Genomic DNA, 20,098 nt, shown 5'->3' on the forward strand with positions numbered 1-20,098 from the left:
CCGGGTGGTCACGACTGGACACAACGAGTCGATGGGCAGAAATCGTGGCCACCAGCGGGCAGTTTTATTGGCCACCAGTGGGCAATTCTCGTGGCCGTCTATGGGCAGTTCCTACTGACCGTTGACACTCCATAACCACAATCAATCAAGTACACAGCTTCGCCGATGACGAGAGCAGTCGAGATTCCCGCGCGTACGCTCTGTCCTTGATAACGCCACCAGCGTGGTCCGCCCGCGGTTCCCAACGTGATGATGTGCGGACTGTTTGCCTTGGTCATGGGTCGGCGTTGCTCCTCAAGCGGTTCGATAGGACATCTGGTTCCCAGTGTGGTCTACGCCATTAATTTTGTAGAATCAATACTTGTGAAGTACTACATAGGCGGAATTGATGGGTGAGCTCACGCTTCGTCAACTCGAATATTTCGTCGCTGTCGTCGACGCCGGTTCGGTGACCGCAGCGTCGAAGAAGGTCAACGTCACTCAGGCAACGGTGTCGATGGCGATTGCACAACTGGAAAGCCGCCTTGGCACGGATCTGCTCATCCGACAACAGTCCAAAGGGGTCGTACCGACCCGCGCCGGAAGAGAACTGTCAGCGCGTGCACGCCACGTCGTTGCGATGACAGCCGAGATAGAACAGGTGGCAGCAACCGGAACTTCGGAGATCTCAGGGGTGCTCGAAATCGGGTGCGTGTCTTCCCTTTCCCCTCAAGTCGTGCCGCCATTAGCCGCACACTTCGAAAGGCACTACCCTCAAGTGACCTTCAACTACCGAGAAGGCTCCGCCGGAGACCTCCAGCAGGCGCTCATCGACGGCGCTCTCGATATGGCATTCGTATTCTCCCGGCAGACTCTCGAAGCGGTCCATTCTCACGACATCACAGAAGCAATCTTGAAGATCATGCTTCCGGCTGAGCACCCTCTATGCAGTAGGAAATCGATCTCATTCAGCGAGGTGGCCCACGAGTCCGCAATCCTGATCGATCTGCCTCCCAGCCGTGACAGATCGATCGAGTTCATGCGAAATGCTGGAGTGGAACCCCGCATCAGATGGACTAGCACCAACCTGGCAACGGTGATGGCTCTGGTCGCGAACGGACTGGGATATTCTCTCCGCTACGCACTCCCCGGCGAGACCAGCGCACCGGGACCTGGTGTCATTGAGATTCCGGCCGCAGATACGGTGCCGAGGAACGCGATTAGTGCTGTCTTGCCGAGAGGAGCCCACACATCACGGAAGGTTGACGAAGCGATTCGGTTCTTGAGCGACCACTTTTCTGAGGCCGCACAAGCTGGCGTTGATGGACACTGAGCATCAGGCAAGCTTCCTGGCGCTCATTGTGGCCGAGCACAGGCGACCATTCCTCAAAGCCAGTGGCCATCTCGTTCGTTTTCGCCGGCCGCGCTGACAGCATCCTTCTACCGCGATGCTTCATTTCGGTTAAATAACTCCACTCACCCCACGTTTACCCATCTTTTTCAGCGGAACCCCACGGAAACTCATGGCAACTAAGCGAACCTCAGAAGCATCGCGTTCCTCGATTTCTCGGGGCAGAAGCCACCCCACGGAAACTCGCGAAAACTATGACTCCACATCGATTCAGTGTGGGTTCGAGTCCCACTGGGGGACGATTCTTTGTCGGTGTCGAGTGCCGACCGAGATCGCCGATTTCCGCCGTTTGCGGCATGATCGTCTTATGTCGTTCCTTCTTCTCAGCCCCGGTCAGGCACCCCAGCCGATCGCCTCCGTCGACGATGATCTCGCCCGTACGCAGCACGGACCCGCCGTCATCATCACCGCCACCGAGTCGGCCTCCCCCGCTTCGGCAGACGGCTCCACCACTGCCGACTTCCCGTCGCAGGGTCGCCCGTTCGCCTTCCGTGAGACCGGTGGAGACTGGACGGAGATCGGCTTCGAAGCCGCCGATCATTGGGTGCAGATGGGCCCGGACCTACGCAGCCGCCTCGTCGAGGATCATCTTGCGACGCTCGACGTCGCCGAGTTCAAACAGGCGACGAACGGCGGCAGCGCCTCGATCATCACGAACAACTGGGTCTACTCAGGCCAGCCGCGGGTCTATCGTGTCGCCGGAGAGCTGCGTGATTTCGTCACCGTGCTCGGGGAATTCTCCCGCGCCTGATCCCTATTGCTGTTCCTCCGCGGTACGACTGTGACGGTATCCACCACACGACTGGTCGAGATGCGACCCATCGATTCTGCCGAAGCGCCCGGGCCCGCGGCCGGTTGACCGTCTGGCTCCGGTCACCGGAACGCTCGCATGCCTTCGGACACCTGTGGCTCGTCATGGCGGTCCCGGTTCTCGACGATCTCCGCGACGTTGGCCTCTGCCCACTCCCGGAGCGCTGCCACAGGATCCTGCAGCGATCGTCCGAGGCCGGTGAGCGAGTATTCCACCCGCGGCGGAACCTCGGCGAAGACCTCCCGGACCACGAGACCATCGGCGACAAGCGACCGCAGGGTCGAGGTCAGCACCTTCGGGGTGATCCCGCCGATGGCCAGACGGATCTCGTTGAAGCGCTTCGGACCGGAATCGAGAATGTCGACGATAAGCACCGTCCACTTGTCTCCGACGCGGTCAAGAACCACTCGAGTCGGGCATTCGGGGTCGAAGGCATCGCCTTCCCAGCGAACTTTCACACTCATAGCTCCATAGTATCCTTGAGGTACTCGCTATCCAAAAGATACCTTAGGAAAGTCAGATTACGACATCCACCGTGCACCGCAGTCGCGCCGCACGAAGAACGAAGGGACTCTTATGAAGATCGCACTCTTTGGAGCATCGGGAATGATCGGCTCTCGCGTCGTCGCGGAGGCGGCCTCCCGCGGGATCGAGGTCACCGCCATCACTCGGTCCGGCGCCGAGGTGGCCGGAGCGGCCCGCTCAATCACCGGTGATATGGCCAATGCGGAGCTCGGAGCACGGATGGCCGCCGACCACGATGTCATCGTCTCCACCACGGGCCCCAGCCGCACCGGCGGTGACCACCAAGAATGGCTTAACGCGCTGTCGACTCTGGCCAAGGCCACCGGCGACGCTCGACTCTTCGTCGTCGGCGGTGCCGGTTCGCTGTTCGCCGGGGACACGATGCTCAAAGACACGGAGGGCTTCCCTCCCGCGTACAAGGCTGAGGCCGAAACCGGCACGAAGGCCCTCGAGCTTCTGCGTGCCGCGAATCCGTCCCCGTGGACGCTCATCTCCCCCGCCCCGGAAATCGCTCCGGGTGAGCGCACCGGTTCCTACAACGTCGAGCTCGAGGTGCCTGCGGGCGACTCGATCTCGGCCGAGGACTTCGCTGTCGCAATGGTCGATGAGATCGCCGATCCCAAGCACATCGACGCCCGCTTCACCGTCGCGAACTGAGCAGGACGAACTCGCAGCAGAGTCTGCAGATATGACTGACGCCGGGGATGCACTCATGCATCCCCGGCGTCGGTCGTCTCATCAGGGCCTGTCACCGGATGGCACCGGTTGCAGTGGATCAGGCCTTGGCAGGTTCCTTGGGTTCCTTCTTCGGAGCCGGCTTCGAGTTAGCGGCCTCGACGAAGTTCTTGCGCGGAACATCAAGGTCGGCCAACGGCATGGCATCGCGGCCGAGCACGGCGTTGAGGAACCAGTTGCCGAAGACCTTGACCTTGCGGTCCAGGGTCGGAATGGCGTAGCCGTGGTAAGCACGGTGCATCAGCCAAGCGAGAAGTCCGCGGGCCTCGAAGTCGCCCATCTGCGACACGCCCTTGTACAGACCCAGACCAGCCACCGAGCCGATCGTCTTGTGGAAGTACTGCTTGAACTCCGTTTCTCCCCGCAGAGCGGCGAGCACGTTGGCGGCGAGCACCGGAGCCTGACGCGAAGCGTGCTGGGCGTTGGGCACACAGAAGCCTGCCACTCCGCCTCCGGAGAGGTCGGGCACAGCGGCGTTGTCGCCTGCTGCCCAAGCGCCCTCGACCACTCCGTCGTCGCCCTCGACACGCAGATCGGCGCGGACGGTGACATTGCCGCGTTCGTTGATCGGCAGGTCGGAATCGACGAGCAGCGGATTGGCCTTGACGCCGGCGGACCACACGATGGTGTCGGCGTCGAATTCCTCGCCGTTGGAGAGCTTGATGTGCTTATCGGTGCAGTCCTGGAGGAAGGTCTCGAGGTAGACGTCGATTCCACGCTCACGCATGTGCTCGACAACCCACCGGGCCTGTGCTTCGCCGACCTCGGGCATGACGCGGTCGACGGCCTCGACGAGGACGAAGCGGACATCGGCTTCGGTCAGCGTCTCATACTGGGCGATGGCCGAACGGACGAGGTCTTCGAGCTCCGTGAGCGCCTCGATGCCGGCGAATCCGCCGCCGACGAAGACGAAGGTCAGAGCCTTGCGGCGCTCCTCGTCGTCTTCCATCAGCGAAGCGTCTGCAAGGCGGGAGAGGAAGTGGTCGCGCAGGGCGACGGCTTCTTCGATGCGCTTGAGCGCAATCGCGTTCTCCTTCAGACCGGGAATCGGCAGCGCGCGAGCGACCGAACCGGCGGCGAGGATGATGTGATCGTAGTCGAGTTCGAATGCCTCATCGTTGTCGGGCTCGATGGTGGCGAACTTCTCGGCGTGGTTGATCGAGGTGACCTTCGCGGTGATGACCTCTGCACCCGGCAGGTTGCGGCGCAGCGGCACAACGGCGTGACGGGGCTCAATCGAACCGGCTGCCACCTCGGGGAGGAACGGCAGATAGGTCATGTACGGGTTGGGGTCGACCACGGTGACGGTGGCTTCGCCCCGACCGAGGTTCTTCAGCAGGTTCTGGGCGGTGGTCAGGCCGAGGTAGCCGCCACCGACGACGAGGATTCGTGGACGCAGTTTCGAGTTTCTGATGAGTGCCATATTCCCATGCTAGACCCTTGTGAAAACTTTCACTAATTGTTTCTCCGTAGGCTCAGAACGCCCCAGATCAGAGCCGTTCCACCGGCCTGATTCACCGGCGGCGACGAGCGAAGGAAACGGTTGAGGCGACGAGGAGGACAAGCGTGGCCAGGGCGCCGACGCCGAGGACGGCGAAGCCGAAGATCGGTGTCGACTGCGAGGCCGCGATGTCTGTGGGAGCAACGGCTCGCGGGCTCTCGCTCTCGTCCGGAGCGGCAGTCTCGGTCTCCTTCGCCTTCGCCTCGCCACGACGATGCATCTTCACCCAGTCCGCCAGTTCTGTCTCTGCGGAGACGATCTTGCCCGGGACTTTCGCCTTGACCGCCGCCTGCGGGTTGAGCCTGCCCCAACCGACGGTCGGATCGGGTTTGTCCTCCGTGCTCACTGCCTTGTGACCGGCGACCGGCTTCGCGCTCGACTGCAGCTTTGCGCGAACTTCATCGGCGGTGAGCTTCGGGTTGTCGGAGCGGATGAGCGCAGCCGCTCCGGAGACGATCGGTGAGGCGAACGAGCACCCCTGCCCTTCGGCGTACCCGCCGCTGTAGTACGGGATCGGGATGTCCTTGGCCGGCCCCATGAGGTCGACGGCCGTGCCCGGTGCAGTGGAGTCGTCGAGCACGCGTCCGTTCTTGTCCAATCCCCCGACACCGATGACTCCCGGGACTGTCGATGGCGACCAGGCCTGAGTTGCGCCCTGTGAGGCGTTGCCGACGCAGGCCACGATGAGAACGTCTTTCTTATAGGCGTAGGCGAAGGCGTCATCCCAACTCTCCGGCCAGCCCGGATCGTCCCATCCCAAGGACATGTTGATGACTTTGGCTCCGGAGTCGACGGACCAGCGGAGGGCTTTTTCGGCCTGTTCACGAGTCGATCCTGATTCCTTCGGGCGGTCAGGGCCCAGCCACATCGAGGCGGAGAGGATCTTCGCATCGGGGGCGACTCCGGTCGGTCCGGCTCCGGTTCCCTGGCCGGCGATGACTCCGGCGACGGCAGTGCCGTGGTGAATGGTGGTCTTGCCGCCGATAGGGGTCTTTCCGTCTTTTCCCAGTCCGCTGAAGTCCTTCGCTGAGGTCACGACCCCTCCGAGATCCTCATGGTCGGTGTTCACGCCCGAGTCGATGACAGCGACCTTGACACCTTTGCCGGTGGACTTCTTCCAGACCTTGTCGATGCCGTAGTCCTTGATGAACCATTGACCGGGCCCCGCCTTCGGCGCGGCCATGACCGGCTGGGTGGTGCCGACGATGAGGCCGAGGACGAGGACGGTGGCGGCGAAGAGTCTGGCGGTGGCCCTCACGAGCTCGTCAGCGCCAGGTCGAGCGCGGTTCCGTCGAGGATGTCAGTCTCCGAGATACGGATGTCCAGTGTCCCGCCTGCAGCGGTGACCGCCTGGTCGAAGCGGGCGGTGATGCGGGCGAACAGCAGGGAGCCGGCACCGATGACATCGACGCGTCCCGGATGCATGTACGGCAGTTCGGTACGGGCTTCGCGGTCCATGGCGAGGAGTCTGCGGGATTCGGCCTCGATGTCGGCGACGCTGATATGGGCGCCGTGGATGCGGTCTCGCTGGTAGCTGTCGAGTCCGAGCACGCCGGCGGTTATGGTCGTGACGGTGCCGGCAACGCCGATGAAGGTGCGCGGGGCCGAGAAGTCGACCGTCTGCGCGGCCCGATCGAGCTGGGCGTCGATATCAGCGATCGCCGCACGGGTCTGATCCTCGCCGGGAGTCTCCACGGGCATGTGGCGTTCGGTCAGACGCACGGATCCGATGTCCATACTCACCGCCGCCTCGACGTCGCCCTGGCCGAGGACGAGTTCGGTCGATCCGCCGCCGAGGTCCATGACGACGAAGGGCCCCTCTGCGGCCTCGAGATCCGCGGTGGCGCCGAGGAAGGACAGTCGTGCCTCCTCTTCGCCGGTGATGACGTCGGGGACGATGCCGAGGATCGAGAAGATGCCGGCGAAGAACTCATCGCGATTCTTCACATCGCGGCTGGCCGAGGTCGCCACGAATCTCAGCCTCTCCACCTGGTACTCCACGGCCACCTCGGCGAATTCCTTCGCCGCAGCGAAGGCGCGCTCCAGAGCTTCGGGAGCGAATTCGCCGGTGGCATCGACACCTTGGCCCAGCCGCACGATCCGGGTCTCGCGGCGAAGATCGGTGAGGGTGCCGTCGGCGACATCCGCGATGAGCAGGCGCAGAGAATTCGTCCCGCAGTCGAAGGCAGCAACTCGCATGGTCGGATCCTAGTCAGTCGGTTCGGTGGCGGCAATCGCCTCGGCGGTGTCAGTCGGAGCAGTCGCCTGCGCGGACGGTTCGGCAGCGTCCGAGGGGTCGGACGATCCGGCACCTGTGGCGGCGGGCTCGGGATCCGGTGCGGCGATCGGGGGCACATCGTTCATGAAGGACAGTGCACGGTCACCGATCGGGTTGACTCCGGGCCCGGCGGAGAGCGAATGGCCGACGAGGGCGTGGAGGCACTTGACGCGGGTGGGCATTCCCCCGGCCGAATAGTTCTTGATCTCCTCGACTTCGGCCAGTCCGGCTGCAGCCCCGATCTCGGAGCGGACGGCCAGGTAGGCCCGGTGGGCGGCGGCGTAGGCAGCGGCGAGCTCTTCGTCCTCGCCGACCTCGGTCGTCCATTCGGCCATGATCCCGGAGGCCTCCAGGCGCGAGCACTCGGCGACATAGGCGGGATGGGTGAGGTAGAAGGTCGTCGGGAACGGGGTGCCGTCCTCGAGCCTGGGGGCCGTGGCGACGACGAGAGGTTCACCGGCGGTGCTGCGAGCTGCGATGCCGACGACTCCGCGGGGAATGCGCCCGAGCTGGTCGTGAAGGGTTGCGAAATCCGCCTCGGTGCACTCTGTGATCATCAGCTCTTCTCCACGGTATTGCCGGTCTCCTGAATGGACTCCAGCAACTCAAGGTACCAGGCCTGCTTGGCAACCGGTCGATCTGCCTCGGAATCCTCCTCGACGGCATCCTGGTTGGTCACGATGACCGCGTTCTTGCCCTTCTCCACGTAGTACTGGTCTTCGCGCGCTTTGCGCTTGATGTAGTCGGGATCCTTGAGGTTCTTGTTCTTCTCGTCGAGGCTCTTGACCTCGGATTTCGTTGTTTCGATCTCGTTGTTCAGAGCGGCGATCTGCTGGGCCTGCTTGAGTGCGGAATTCAGCGGAGACAGGAATGCGAAGAGGACGATGGCGATGACGAGGAGGAACATTCCCGTGCGCCAGGACATGCGGCGGCTGCGCGCTTCGGCGCTGGCGTCGGCTTCGACGACGGGTTTCGACCGTCGACGAGGGGCGGCCTTACCTGGAGCCGACTTCGGGGCACTGCGTCTGGGCTTGCTCGGGACCATGCTTCTTTCCTCTGCGACTGGGGATCGGGGAAGGGTGTCGCAACATCTCCAAGTGTGCCGTGTCCGCTCACTTCGCGCGAGGATTTGGGCCCCGTGGCGTGTTCGATTCCGCACCCTGCCCGCTGACCCGGCCCGGCGCGCGTTGTCCCGTCCAGCACCGGAAGCGTCACGTTCTCCCGCTCGCGGCGCCTCCTACAGTCAGTGAGGCATCCAACACCGGAACCGATGCCACGCACCGGTCCGGCAGGATGTTCTGTGACTACCGGTGACTGATACCGCGTGACCACCACCGCGCGACCACGCGAAAGCACCACCCACTCCACACCCACACCCTTGAATTCACGCGCCTGTATCAACAGTGTTATCCACATATCAACAGCCCTCCATTGCACTTTGCTGCCGTTTCATGCAATTTGAGTGCATGTACAAACTCATCGGCACAGAAGAACTCAACAGACTCGGTTTCAGCCACAGTGATATCAGACGTGCCCGCACCTGCTGTCTGCGGCGGCTGTCGAGAGGCGTCTATCTCGTCAAACATGTCTGCGATCAAAAGGCCCATCAGCCGCTGTGGGCCAGCATCCATGAGAAGGTCCACAAGACCTTCGTCGAACACGGCGATATCCGCGATCAGGTCGAGGACCTCAACGCCTCGGTGATGGCGCGGCACAACCAGCAGTCCGATCTTCGCACCGATGCCTCGAAGCCGAATCCGCCGCCCGAGGTCTTCTCTCACATCTCCGCAGCCCTCATCCACAACCTCCCGGTCGCCTACCCAGTCACCCACCAGGTCGAAGTCGTCCGCCCCGGCACCAACCGGCGGTTCAAGAGCATCCACGTTCGCGGGAATCTCATTCCGCCCAACCACCGTGCCGTCACCGGCTGCGGCGCTGAGGTCACCACGCTCGAGCGCACCCTCATCGATGTCGCCCGCAGCTACAACCTCGACATCTCCGTGGCCATGCTCGACGATGCGCTGCACCGTGGACTGACCACGAAAGACCAGATCCGCACTGTCCTCGCCCAGTGCCTGGAGAAGCGCAATATCAGCAAGGTGAAGCTGGCGATCGAGCTCGCTGATTCCCGCCGCGAATCCCCCGCCGAGGCGATTGCCGCGGTCCGCTTCTTCCAGCACGGCATCACGGGACTGGAACCGCAGATCACCTTCCGCACCGAGAATCTGCGCCGTGACATCCGTGTCGACTTCCGCCACAGCCAGGCGCGTCTCATCGTCGAGATCGACGGCATCGGCAAGCTCTATCTGGGCTCGGGAGTCCCGCGAACGGAACTCGAAGAGGAGCGCCGCCGCGAGCAGTGGCTTCGCGATCGAGGCTGGCGGGTGATCAGGATCAGCTGGAAGGAGCTGTTTCGGGAGACGAAATTCGAGGAGATCCTTCGGGCGATCCGCCGCTCACAGCCACAGACGGCATGATCACCCACCGTTCGCGCTAGCTCCTCCCGGTGCACCGGTGCAACGTGTCGCCAGCTGGAGGGAGTGCGGCCGGCGGTGCCACGCGACGGCAACGGTGAGGGATGCCCCGAACCAACGCACCGAGATGGTCTCGCCCGTCCTCAACGAGGCAGTCTCGCCCTCCCTCAGCCGTCCGCGCCGAGATGGTCTCGCCCGTCCGCACCAGAGCAACCCCGTCTGCACGCACCGAGGCGGGGCCGGACGACCGCTGATCGTCCGGCCCCGCCTCGGGGAGTTCCTCAGGAACCTGTGTCCCGTGATTGCCGGGTTCGCTCAGGCTTCGAAGCGCGGAAAGGCTCCGCGACCGGCGTAGCGTGCCGCATCGCCGAGCTGCTCTTCGATGCGCAGCAGCTGGTTGTACTTCGCAACGCGTTCGGACCGGGCCGGGGCACCGGCCTTGATCTGACCGGCGTTCGTGGCCACAGCCAGATCGGCGATCGTCGTGTCCTCGGTCTCGCCCGAACGGTGCGAGATCATCGTCGTGTACCCGTGCGTCTGCGCCAGGGACACAGCGTCGAGGGTTTCGGTGAGGGTGCCGATCTGGTTGACCTTGACCAGCAGCGAGTTCGCGGTGGCGCTGTCGATTCCGCGCTGCAGGCGCTCCGGGTTGGTCACGAACAGGTCGTCGCCGACGAGCTGGACCTTCGCACCGATCGCTTCGGTCAGGGTCGCCCAGCCCTCCCAGTCGTTCTCGTCGAGGGGGTCCTCGATGGACACGAGCGGGTACTTCGCGAGCAGCTCCTCGTAGTAGGCGGCCATCTCTTCGGCCGTCTTCTTGCCGCCTTCGAATTCGTAGACTCCATCGTTGTAGAACTCCGAGGAGGCCACGTCGAGGGCGACGGCGATGTCCCGTCCGGGACGGTGTCCGGCGAGGTCGATGGCTTCGAGGATGAGGTCGAGTGCCGCGGCGTTCGAGTCGAGGTTCGGGGCGAACCCGCCCTCATCGCCGAGTCCGGTCGACAGACCGCGTTCCTTGAGCACGCCCTTGAGCGCGTGGTAGACCTCGACGCTCCACTGCAGCGCTTCGTGGAAGCTTGCGGCACCGATCGGGGCGATCATGAATTCCTGGATGTCGACGTTCGAGTCCGCGTGTGACCCGCCGTTGAGGATGTTCATCATCGGCACGGGCATGACGTGTGCGTTCGGGCCACCGAGGTAGCGGTAGAGGGGCAGGTCCGCCGAAACCGCTGCCGCCCGAGCCACGGCCAGCGAGGTTCCGAGCATCGCATTCGCGCCGATGCGGGACTTGTTGTCGGTGCCGTCGAGCTCGATGAGCGCATGGTCGACCAGTCGCTGATCGTCGCTCTCGAGCCCGGCGATGACTTCGTGGATCTCGTCGACGACGGCGTCGACGGCCTGGGTGACTCCCTTGCCCAGGTAGCGTTCGGGATCTCCGTCGCGCAGTTCGACGGCTTCGAACTCTCCCGTGGAGGCGCCGGACGGGACTCCGGCACGACCGACGGACTCGTCGGCCAACAGCACTTCCACCTCAACGGTGGGGTTTCCCCGGGAATCCAGGATTTCGCGGGCATTTGCGGCAACGATCTCAGCCACTGAGTACTCCTTAGCTTTTGGTTTCACATGGGGAACATGTGCCTGCAGGACAGCTTAATGCAACGCACGACGGGGCTCACTCTCTGTTCGTCGCATGACACTGGCCGGCCCCGCCGCGGCGCCGACTGTCCGCGATCGTTCAGGCCTCGGCTGCGGGTTCGAGCAGACACTCGCGCAGCCGCTGCGGGGTGGACGGGTCCATTCCGTGGGTGAGCAGATACGCTTCCACTGCCCCGCCGGTGCCGATCCCGCCGGCGCCTGCTCTGTTGGCAGCGATCCTGCCGGTGTCGGAGCCTTTTCCTGCGCCGCCGACTCCGATTCCATTCGCCGAGGCGGCCCCGTAGTCGGTCTCGATCCTATCGATGACCTCGTGCATGAGTTCGGGAGGGGCGGCCGTGGCGGTCGCGGCGAGGTTTCCGGAGATGCCGGCATCAGCGAAGTTCTTCGTGATCGAGTCGAGGAACCCGCCGGAGAGGTGAGTGGAGGTGATCGCGTATTCGTCGATGATCGCTTCCCTGCCCACGCCGAGGAGGTCGAGCAGGAACGCTCCGACCACACCGGTGCGGTCCTTGCCCGCAGAGCAGTGGAAGACGACACCTGTTCCGCAGTGATCGGCGACGGTGTCGACGACCGCGGCCAGCCGGTGCCCGAAATGAGTGATCATGAGGTCGTAGATGCGCTCGAGCGAGCGATCGCTGAGATCCATTCCCGTCGCCTCGGCGGCGGCCCTCATCTCCTCGACGCTCATCGGTCGACTGGGGAAGAAATGATCCTCGAAGACAGGAAGTTCGATGTGGGCGACCTCGAGCCCGTCGAGGGTGTCGGGCAGCTTCGAACGCTCACCGATGTCCCGCATGTCGACGACGGCACCGATGCCGAGTTCGCGCATATCGGCGCGTGACCGGTCGGTCAGCCGTGCCAGGCCGTCGGCTCGAAACACCTTCCCGAGTCGCACCGCATTATCCCCGGACTGCGTGCGAGCGCCGCCGAGGTCACGGAAGTTGAAGGTGCCCTCGATCTCGAGACGCTCCAGACTCATCGATTTCCGTCCTCTCTGCGCCGCGCGGTCTTCTCTTCCGCTTTGATCCGGCGGTATTCGCGTTCCACATCTTCCAAAGCGGCCATCTCTTCCCCGGCGTCTTCGCCGAAGGCCAGCGGGTGGCGGCGGATGAGCTTCTCCTCGAGACCGTCGATGATGGTCCCGAGGCTGTGCCCGTATTCGTGTCCGCCGCTCTCGTCGAGCAGAGCGGAGTGGAACAGCACCTGGTAGAACACGTCGCCGAGCTCCTCGACCACTGCCGCACGGTGGGCCGATGTCGGTGCAGCGGTGAAGTCCTCGAGAGCTTCTATGAGCTCCTCGGTCTCTTCGCGAGCGTATTTCTCAAGGCTGCGGTGGTCCTGTCGGCTCGACCAAGGGCACCGTCTGCGCAGGGTCGCCATCGCCGCCACCACGTGCCGAGTTGAGGTGTCCTCTTCGGCTGCGGGCTCATCCACGCGCTGTCCTCCTGCCGACGCGAAAGGCCCCCCACCACCGAGGCAGTGGGGGCCGTTGCGATGGTCACTTCGAGAATTTGTCCTTGACCGATGCGCCGAGATCCTTGACGGATTCGCCGACGTCCTTGGCCTTGGCCTTGAGCTGATCGGTTGCGCCTTCGGCCTTGAGTTCGTCGTCACCGGTGACGTCTCCGATGGATTCCTTGGCACGTCCGCCGAGGTCTTCGGCCTTGTTCTCGAACTTGTCGTCAACGCCCATGGCGATTCTCCTTCGTCGAATGGTGTATCGCTTACTGCGGAGTGCTCCGCTCTTCGCACTCTACGCCACCGCTGCCGCTGGTGAGCGGAAGCTTGGAGAACAGTCGGGGAATTCTCACGTGTTCTCGACCGTCTCCTGGGTGGCCTCGGACTCGACGACGGGCAGGATCGCGTCGAGGAACTGATGGGCCCAGCGCAGGATGTCAGAATCGGTCATCTCCTTCGCATCGAACCCGGTTCCGGCCATCGGTTTGGGCACGAGGACGGAGCGCAACGCCGGTTTGAGCAGCGCCTTCGGGTACAGGCGTTTGAGCCTGACCACCTGCGAGCCGGCGAGTTCGACCGGGCCGAAGCGGATGAAGTTGCCCTGCGCGACGATGTCGCTGACGCCGGAGGCGCGGGCACGGATGCGCAGCCTGGCGACGTCGGCGAGCACACCGACCGGTGCCGGATAGGGGCCGTAGCGGTCGACGAGTTCATCGAGGACTTCCTGGAGTTCGTCTTCGTTCGCTGCCGCCGCCAGCTTCCGGTACGCCTCGAGGCGCAGCCGTTCGTGGTCGACGTACTCGGCCGGCAGGTGCGCGTCGACGGGCAGTTCGAGGCGCATATCGGCCTCGGGTTCGGTCTCCTCACCGCGGAACTTCGCGACGGCTTCGCCGACGAGTCGGACGTAGAGGTCGAACCCGACGCCTTCGATGTGACCGGACTGCTGACCCCCGAGGAGGTTGCCGGCACCGCGGATCTCCAGGTCCTTCATCGCCACCTGCATGCCGGCACCCAGTTCGGTGTGCGCAGCCAGCGTCGTCAGTCGGTCGTGGGCGGTTTCGGTCAGCTGGGTGTCCGGCGGGTAGAGGAAATAGGCATAGGCGCGTTCCCGGCCGCGACCGACTCGCCCGCGCAGCTGGTGGAGCTGGGAGAGCCCGTAGCGGTCGGCGTTGTCGATGATGAGTGTATTCGCATTGGCGATGTCGATGCCGGTCTCGACGATCGTCGTGCACACGAGCACGTCGTACTTCTTCTCCCAGAAGTCGACGATGACCTGCTCGAGTCGGGTTTCGTTCATCTTGCCGTGGGCGATGGCGATCCGGGCCTCGGGCACCATCTCGGCGATATGCCCGGCCACGGCCTCGATGTCTCGGACCCGGTTGTGGATGTAGAAGACCTGACCTTCGCGCATGAGCTCACGGCGGATCGCGGCCCTGATCTGCTTGTCCTCGCGCCTGCCCACATAGGTCAGGACCGGGTGCCTCTCCTCCGGAGGCGTGGCCAGGGTCGACATCTCGCGGATGCCGGTGACGGCCATCTCCAGGGTGCGGGGAATCGGTGTCGCGGACATTGCGAGCACGTCGACATTGGTCCGCAGGGCCTTGAGCGTCTCCTTGTGCTCGACACCGAAGCGCTGCTCCTCATCGATGATGACCAGTCCGAGGTCCTTGAATCGCACCTCGCCGCTGAGCAGCCGGTGGGTGCCGATGACGAGGTCGAGTTTGCCTGCACCCAAGTCCTCTTTGACCTTCTCCGACTCCTGCTTCGACTGGAACCGGGAGAGCGCGCCGATCGTGACGGGGAATCCCGAATACCGTTCGGCGAAGGTCTCATAGTGCTGTTGGACAAGCAGCGTGGTCGGCACAAGCACCGCGACCTGCTTGCCCTCCTGGATCGCTTTGAACGCGGCACGAACCGCGATCTCCGTCTTTCCATAGCCCACGTCGCCGCAGATCAGACGGTCCATCGGCACCGTCTTCTCCATGTCCGATTTGACCTCATCGATGGTCGTGAGCTGGTCGGCGGTCTCGACATAGTGGAAGGCGTCTTCGAGTTCGCGCTGCCATGGTGTGTCGGGCCCATAGGAGTGACCGACTGTGGCCTGCCGAGCCGAGTAGAGCCGGATGAGTTCGCCTGCGATCTCCTTGACTGCCTTGCGCGCCTTGGCCTTCGTCGTCTGCCAGTCCGCCCCGCCCATCTTGTTGAGGCTCGGGCTCTCGCCGCCGACATAGCGGGTGACCTGATCGAGCGCGTCGCTGGGGACGTAGAGACGGTCACCGGGCTGGCCGCGTTTGGCTGGAGCATATTCGATGATGAGGTACTCGCGGGTGTGCTTGTTCGCACCGCGTCCGGTCGTCCGCTGTGTCATCTCGACGAAGCGTCCCACACCGTGCTGGTCGTGGACGACGTAGTCGCCGGGGGCCAGATTGAGCGGGTCCACCTGGTTGCGCCGACGTCGGGTGGGCAGCCGCCGCATGTCCCTCGTCGAGGTGGCCGCCGCCCGCCCGAGCACATCGGCTTCGGTGAGAACGGCGAGTTTGAGATCGTCGAAGACGAATCCGCCGAACGAGGCAGCCGTCGTCACAGTCACGAGCGCTTCGGGCAGGTCCGTGGGATCGTCGACGAAGGTGGCGGGCACTCCGGCTTCGGAGAAGACTTCGACCATCCGGTGGCCCGGTCCCGGTCCTTCGGTGAGGACAAGGATCCGCCACTTGTCATGGATGAGGTCCCTGACATCGGCGAGGATCGCTTCGACGTCACCGGCATAGCCCTTGGGGATACGGGCCGGGACGGCGAAGATGTTCTCCTCCGGGTCGGCGAGCTCCTCATCATGGGCGAAACCCCCGAGCTCCCACCAGGCCAGCCCGATGAGGCGAGCGCCCTCTGCCATTTCGGCGACGGTGCGGAAGCTCGCCGCGGACAGGTCGATCGGGGACTCTCCCCCGGCGGCGGCTCCGGCCCACGCGGCTTCGAGGAATTCGTTCGTCGTCTCCACGAGGTCTGCGGCGCGGGCTTCGACTCGCTCGGGTTCGGTGATGATGATCTTCGACTCCGCAGGCAGCAGCGCGATGATCGGCTCCATCCCGTCGGCGAGGACGGCGGACAGCGATTCCATGCCTTCGACGGCGACTCCGCCGGCGATCCTCTCAAGCATGTCCGCAGCACCGGGCACATCCTCGGCGAGTTTCGCCGCGCGTTCGCGCACCGAATCGGTCAGGAGCAGCTCCCGGCACGGCGGTGCGGACAGGGTCAGCGGTTCCTCCCCTTCGGCGGCGGGGATGGAGCGTTGGTCGCTGACGGAGAATTCGCGGATCTCATCGACCTCGTCGCCGAAGAACTCCACGCGCAGCGCCCGCTCAGCGGTGGCCGGGAAGATGTCGACGATGCCGCCGCGCACGGCGAATTCGCCCCGTCGCGAGACCATGTCGACGCGAGAGTAGGCGAGTTCCGTCAGTCGTGCGGCGAGGTCGTCGATCTCGGATTCGTCGCCGACGGCGAGCTCGGCCGGCGCGATGTCCCCCAGCCCCTTCGCCACGGGCTGGAGGAATGCGCGCACGGGCGCAAGGATGAAACTCAGCTCTCGACCCGGGCTGGGGTGGGCCAGGCGGCGGAGCACCTCGAGGCGTTGGCCGACGGTGTCCGAGCGTGGGGACAGCTTTTCGTGCGGCAGCGTCTCCCAGCTGGGGAAGATCGCGATGGAGGAGGCTGGCACCCAGTCGGCGAGCGCTTGGGCGAGGTCTTCGGCCTCACGGGTCGTGGCGGTGACGATGAGCTGCGGCGCCGAGGCTGCTCCCGCGGCGCCGACCGTCCGACGCAGGATCGACGGCCACAGTCCCTTGATCGCATCAATCCTGCCCCCACCCGAGTCCGGGTCGTTGAAGGCGGCGACGAGTCCGTTGACGGCGGGGTTCTGGCGGGTGAGATCAAGTCCGTTGAGCACCCGAACAGTCTAGGCCACGCACCTGACACGGCCCATCCGGTGTCTGCGCTCACGACCGGTGTCCCGGACAGAGGACCTGTGCGTCCCCGGTGCGAGGACAAGGTTCCCGCGCCCGCGCCGTAGGGGCGCTCGAGGCGGGCGGACAGCGGCGGAATTCATCGAAACGTGTGAGGATGAGTACATGGCCAAGTTGAGAACCGTCCTGGCAGGACTGGCCGCGACCGCGCTCCTGCTCACGGGCTGCACCGGCGATGCCGACGACGACATCGCAGTCGCCGAACGATGGGACTTCCACTCCCGTCCCGATCTCGCCCCTCCGAAAGTCGAGATCGACTCGGCAGCGTTCCCCACCGACGATGGGGACCTGTCGACCCTCCTCGCGCCGAAGGGCCAGACGAAGACCGACGAGAAGTCGTGGGTCGGCGGACTCATCCTCGATGCCGCCGGCGACCCGCTGTGGATCCGTGAGGGCGGCGATGCGCTGTGGGACCTGCGGGTACAGGAGTATCGTGGAGAACCGGTTCTCACTTGGTGGGAGGGTCTGGCGGAGACTCCGCACACCGCCGGCGAGGTCGTCATCCTCGACGCCTCGTACCAGGAGATCGCCCGCGTGGGCATGGGCGGCGAACTGCCCCAGGACACCTCGGATCTGCACGAGACGACGATCACCGATGACGACACCATGTTCCTCCTCTCCTACGTCAAGACCCAGACCGATCTCAGCTCCGTCGGCGGAGGCGCCGACGGCTGGGTGTGGGAGGGCATCGTCCAGGAGGTCGACATCGCCACCGGCGAGCCCCTCTTCGAATGGCACTCCCTCGACGCCGTTCCCGTCGACCAGTCCGAAGCCGAACTCAAGGACGGCGAAGGCACGAAGGACGAACCCTTCGACTACATCCACCTCAACTCCGTGGACGAGGACGACGACGGTGAGTCCCTCCTCGTGTCCGCCCGCAATACGCATGCGATCTACCAGCTCGACCGGAAGACGGCGGATCTCAACTGGGTCCTCGGCGGCAAAGCTTCGGACTTCGAGATGGGTCAGGGGGCGACGTTCGCCTGGCAGCACGATGCCCGCCGCCGCTCCGATGGGACGCTGACGCTCTTCGACAACCATGCCGCGCCCCGCCTCGGCGACACTCGCGGGCTGCGTCTCGACGTCGATGAGAAGAAGAAGCGCGCCGAGGTGGTCACCGAGTATCCCGCCCCCGACGACCGCTCGTCGGGCAGTCAGGGGAACCTGCAGGAACTCGACAACGGCAATGTCGTCGTCGGATGGGGTTCTGAACCCTATGTCTCGGAGTTCACGAAGGACGGGAAGCTGCTCACCGACCTCACCTTCGTCGGCGGGTCGAACTACCGCGCGTACCGCTCCGATTGGCATGCCCAGCCGGTCGCCCCGCCGACGGCCACGAAGACCGAACCGCAGCCCGATGTCACCCGCATCCACATGAGCTGGAACGGCGCCACCGAGGTGGAGTCGTGGCGGGTGCTCAGCGGAGATGACGACGACCATCTCAGCGAGAACACGGTCGTCGAACGCACCGGGTTCGAAACCGCCGCGGATATCACCCCGAACGGGTCGAAGATCATCGTCGAAGCCCTCGACGACGATGGCAAGACGCTCGCGTCGGCGCGAGTGGCACCGCGAGTGCACTGAAGTCAGACTCCGTCACCGGGAACATGTCGAGGCGATAACGGGCCTAACGGAACGGTCACGATTGCACCAGAGCCCCGGTTTTTCGGGGTTCTCCAATCTTCATCACTCACAATTGGGTTATGAGCTCCGACCACTCCCCTCGTTTCACCCCCGAAGAATCCCGCATGCTCTTCGGCTCCGAATCCGCCGGTTCCGGATCCCCTCACCCCAGCCGCTCCGCGAACCCGCCGGTGGCCCACCTGACCACCAGCGTCGACCGCAATCATCACTTCTCGAGGTTCGTCCCGGTCCTCGTCCTGCTGGCGGCGATGTGGGTCGTCGAGATCGTCGATGCTCTCCTCCCCCTCGACCTCGATGCCTTCAGCCTGCAGTCGTGGAATCCGCTCTCGCTCTACGGGCTGGTCACCTCACCGCTGCTGCACTCGGGATTCGGCCACCTCATGGCCAATACGTTCCCGTTCCTCGTCCTCGGCATCGTCATCGCGTTCGAAGGTTCGCGCCGATTCTGGCAGGTCACCGCGATCACCGCGCTCGCTTCGGGTCTCGGCGCCTGGCTGACCACCTGGCCGGGTCAGCACATCATCGGCGCCTCGGGAATTGTCTTCGGCTTCTTCGGATACCTCGCGGTGCGCACCTGGTTCACCGATGACGTGCTGCGCAAGATCGTCTACTTTGCGATCGGGCTCTTCATCTTCGTCACCTACGGGGCCTCGATGATCTTCGGCATGCTGCCGCAGACCAATGACATCTCCTGGCAGGGTCACCTCTTCGGATTCGCCGGCGGCATCTTCGCCGCGTGGCTGCTTCACCGCCGGCGCCAGGACGGCCGACACAGCCGCTGACCGCTGCGTGCTCTCGCGTTCAGGTCCCGGCCGCCTCGGGCAGGGCCGTTCGGCACCGTCGGGCGGAGGTGACTGTTCGCTCGGTGCTGCGTTCAGCGGGAGTGGAACTTCTGCTGCACGGCGTCCAAACCGTCATTGATGAGAGCTTCGACGGCGTCGGCGAGGTCGGAGACGAAGATCGGCAGTGTGGTCCGTTCGTCTTTGGAGAACGGACGCAGCACATGATCGGCGGTGTCCTGCCGGCCGGGAGGCCGTCCGACTCCGGCCCGTACCCGCAGATAGTCCTTCGTCCCCAGCACCGAGGTCATCGAACGCAGGCCGTTGTGGCCGCCTTCTCCCCCACCCCGTTTGGCTCTGATCGCGTCGAAGGGAAGGTCCACATCGTCATGAACGGCGATGATCCGTTCGGTGGCGATGCCGTAGAAATCGGCCAGCTGCCTGACCGGCCCGCCGGATTCGTTCATGTATCCGGTCGAAGTTCCCAGCACCACACGGGGCCCGGGCACTCCCGGCACGCGGCCGGTGGGCAGGCGGCCGGTGCCGACATTGGATCTCAGCTTCGTCCGGGTGAGGCCCGTGCCGATACGTGAAGCGAGTTCGGCAATGACCATCTGTCCGATGTTGTGACGGGTCGCTTCGTATTTGGGGCCGGGATTGCCCAGCCCGAAGACCAACCAGGCTTCGTTCGTCATTGCCGTCCTTCGTCTGTCTGTTCTCCGCCGATCCGGCGCAAGCCTACCCCGTGAGGCACTTGTGGCGTGCACGCGGGTCGGTGCTGGTCCAAGCGCGTCAGGGCTGGCCGCCTGCCCGAGAGTCAGGGGGTGTCAC

17 protein-coding genes and 1 pseudogene are annotated in these 20,098 nt (G+C 64.5%); 6 read left to right on the top strand and 12 right to left on the bottom strand.

The genetic code is table 11. From position 1 onward, the window contains the following. The first annotated feature begins 388 nt into the window (after nucleotides 1-388). Both EB836_RS15755 and EB836_RS15760 read left to right on the top strand, forming a co-directional pair. Complete coding sequence (locus EB836_RS15755; protein WP_135542085.1) at nucleotides 389-1,312, top strand: LysR family transcriptional regulator; 924 nt, start codon at nucleotides 389-391, stop codon at nucleotides 1,310-1,312. 385 nt (nucleotides 1,313-1,697) lie between these two features. Beyond that, nucleotides 1,698-2,141, top strand: a complete 444-nt coding sequence (locus EB836_RS15760) for a hypothetical protein (protein ID WP_135542087.1) — start codon at nucleotides 1,698-1,700, stop codon at nucleotides 2,139-2,141. A 122-nt stretch (nucleotides 2,142-2,263) separates the two neighbouring features. Here EB836_RS15760 and EB836_RS15765 read toward each other — a convergent pair whose 3' ends face one another. Further along, nucleotides 2,264-2,665 (bottom strand): helix-turn-helix domain-containing protein, encoded by a 402-nt coding sequence (locus tag EB836_RS15765; RefSeq protein WP_135542089.1) that lies wholly within the window; start codon nucleotides 2,663-2,665, stop codon nucleotides 2,264-2,266. 112 nt (nucleotides 2,666-2,777) lie between these two features. Here EB836_RS15765 and EB836_RS15770 point away from each other — a divergent pair, with 112 nt between their 5' ends. Continuing rightward, a complete protein-coding gene (locus EB836_RS15770) occupies nucleotides 2,778-3,383 on the top strand; it encodes an NAD(P)H-binding protein (protein WP_135542091.1) in 606 nt (201 codons plus the stop codon). Nucleotides 3,384-3,501: 118 nt separating this feature from the next. Here the strand turns inward: EB836_RS15770 and EB836_RS15775 are convergent, their stop codons facing one another. The 5 genes and pseudogenes from EB836_RS15775 to EB836_RS15795 all read right to left on the bottom strand — a co-directional run bounded on the left by EB836_RS15775 (nucleotide 3,502) and on the right by EB836_RS15795 (nucleotide 8,285). Continuing rightward, nucleotides 3,502-4,884, bottom strand: coding sequence for an NAD(P)/FAD-dependent oxidoreductase (locus tag EB836_RS15775; protein WP_135542093.1), 1,383 nt, complete (start codon nucleotides 4,882-4,884; stop codon nucleotides 3,502-3,504). A 91-nt stretch (nucleotides 4,885-4,975) separates the two neighbouring features. Continuing rightward, a complete protein-coding gene (locus tag EB836_RS15780) occupies nucleotides 4,976-6,220 on the bottom strand; it encodes a S8 family serine peptidase (protein ID WP_240690063.1) in 1,245 nt (414 codons plus the stop codon). Further along, complete coding sequence (locus tag EB836_RS15785) at nucleotides 6,217-7,161, bottom strand: Ppx/GppA phosphatase family protein (protein WP_135542095.1); 945 nt, start codon at nucleotides 7,159-7,161, stop codon at nucleotides 6,217-6,219. Before EB836_RS15785 ends, EB836_RS15780 begins: the two co-directional genes overlap by 4 nt. A gap of 156 nt (nucleotides 7,162-7,317) precedes the next feature. Continuing rightward, nucleotides 7,318-7,797, bottom strand: a pseudogene (locus EB836_RS15790) (DUF501 domain-containing protein); the annotation flags it as partial. Continuing rightward, entirely contained in the window at nucleotides 7,797-8,285 is a 489-nt protein-coding gene (locus EB836_RS15795; protein WP_135542100.1) for a septum formation initiator family protein, read from the bottom strand. The gene EB836_RS15795 and the pseudogene EB836_RS15790, both read right to left, overlap by 1 nt. A 421-nt stretch (nucleotides 8,286-8,706) precedes the next feature. Here EB836_RS15795 and EB836_RS15800 point away from each other — a divergent pair, with 421 nt between their 5' ends. Continuing rightward, nucleotides 8,707-9,717 (top strand): DUF559 domain-containing protein, encoded by a 1,011-nt coding sequence (locus tag EB836_RS15800; RefSeq protein WP_135542101.1) that lies wholly within the window; start codon nucleotides 8,707-8,709, stop codon nucleotides 9,715-9,717. A 312-nt stretch (nucleotides 9,718-10,029) separates the two neighbouring features. Here EB836_RS15800 and eno read toward each other — a convergent pair whose 3' ends face one another. The 5 genes from eno to mfd all read right to left on the bottom strand — a co-directional run bounded on the left by eno (nucleotide 10,030) and on the right by mfd (nucleotide 16,768). After that, nucleotides 10,030-11,310, bottom strand: coding sequence for a phosphopyruvate hydratase (eno, locus tag EB836_RS15805; RefSeq protein WP_135542103.1), 1,281 nt, complete (start codon nucleotides 11,308-11,310; stop codon nucleotides 10,030-10,032). A 139-nt stretch (nucleotides 11,311-11,449) separates the two neighbouring features. Continuing rightward, nucleotides 11,450-12,349, bottom strand: a complete 900-nt coding sequence (locus tag EB836_RS15810) for a tyrosine-protein phosphatase (RefSeq protein ID WP_135542105.1) — start codon at nucleotides 12,347-12,349, stop codon at nucleotides 11,450-11,452. Further along, nucleotides 12,346-12,804: a MazG nucleotide pyrophosphohydrolase domain-containing protein gene (locus EB836_RS15815; protein ID WP_240690064.1), complete on the bottom strand. Its 459-nt coding sequence runs from the start codon at nucleotides 12,802-12,804 to the stop codon at nucleotides 12,346-12,348. The genes EB836_RS15810 and EB836_RS15815 overlap by 4 nt, the downstream gene beginning before the upstream one ends. Before the next feature lie 64 nt (nucleotides 12,805-12,868). Beyond that, nucleotides 12,869-13,063 (bottom strand): CsbD family protein, encoded by a 195-nt coding sequence (locus EB836_RS15820; RefSeq protein WP_135542107.1) that lies wholly within the window; start codon nucleotides 13,061-13,063, stop codon nucleotides 12,869-12,871. 114 nt (nucleotides 13,064-13,177) lie between these two features. Next, nucleotides 13,178-16,768, bottom strand: coding sequence for a transcription-repair coupling factor (gene mfd, locus EB836_RS15825; protein ID WP_135542109.1), 3,591 nt, complete (start codon nucleotides 16,766-16,768; stop codon nucleotides 13,178-13,180). Between the two features lie 181 nt (nucleotides 16,769-16,949). On the opposite strand from mfd, the gene EB836_RS15830 reads away from it, so the two are divergent. Beyond that, nucleotides 16,950-18,428, top strand: coding sequence for an arylsulfotransferase family protein (locus EB836_RS15830; RefSeq protein ID WP_135542111.1), 1,479 nt, complete (start codon nucleotides 16,950-16,952; stop codon nucleotides 18,426-18,428). 119 nt (nucleotides 18,429-18,547) lie between these two features. Next, on the top strand, nucleotides 18,548-19,270 hold the full coding sequence (locus EB836_RS15835; RefSeq protein WP_135542113.1) for a rhomboid family intramembrane serine protease: 723 nt from the start codon (nucleotides 18,548-18,550) through the stop codon (nucleotides 19,268-19,270). A 92-nt stretch (nucleotides 19,271-19,362) separates the two neighbouring features. Here the strand turns inward: EB836_RS15835 and pth are convergent, their stop codons facing one another. Beyond that, entirely contained in the window at nucleotides 19,363-19,962 is a 600-nt protein-coding gene (gene pth / locus EB836_RS15840; protein ID WP_135542115.1) for an aminoacyl-tRNA hydrolase, read from the bottom strand. Between the last annotated feature and the right edge of the window lie 136 nt (nucleotides 19,963-20,098).

It is taken from the genome of Brevibacterium sp. S111, assembly GCF_004745075.1.
Lineage (GTDB): Bacteria > Actinomycetota > Actinomycetes > Actinomycetales > Brevibacteriaceae > Brevibacterium.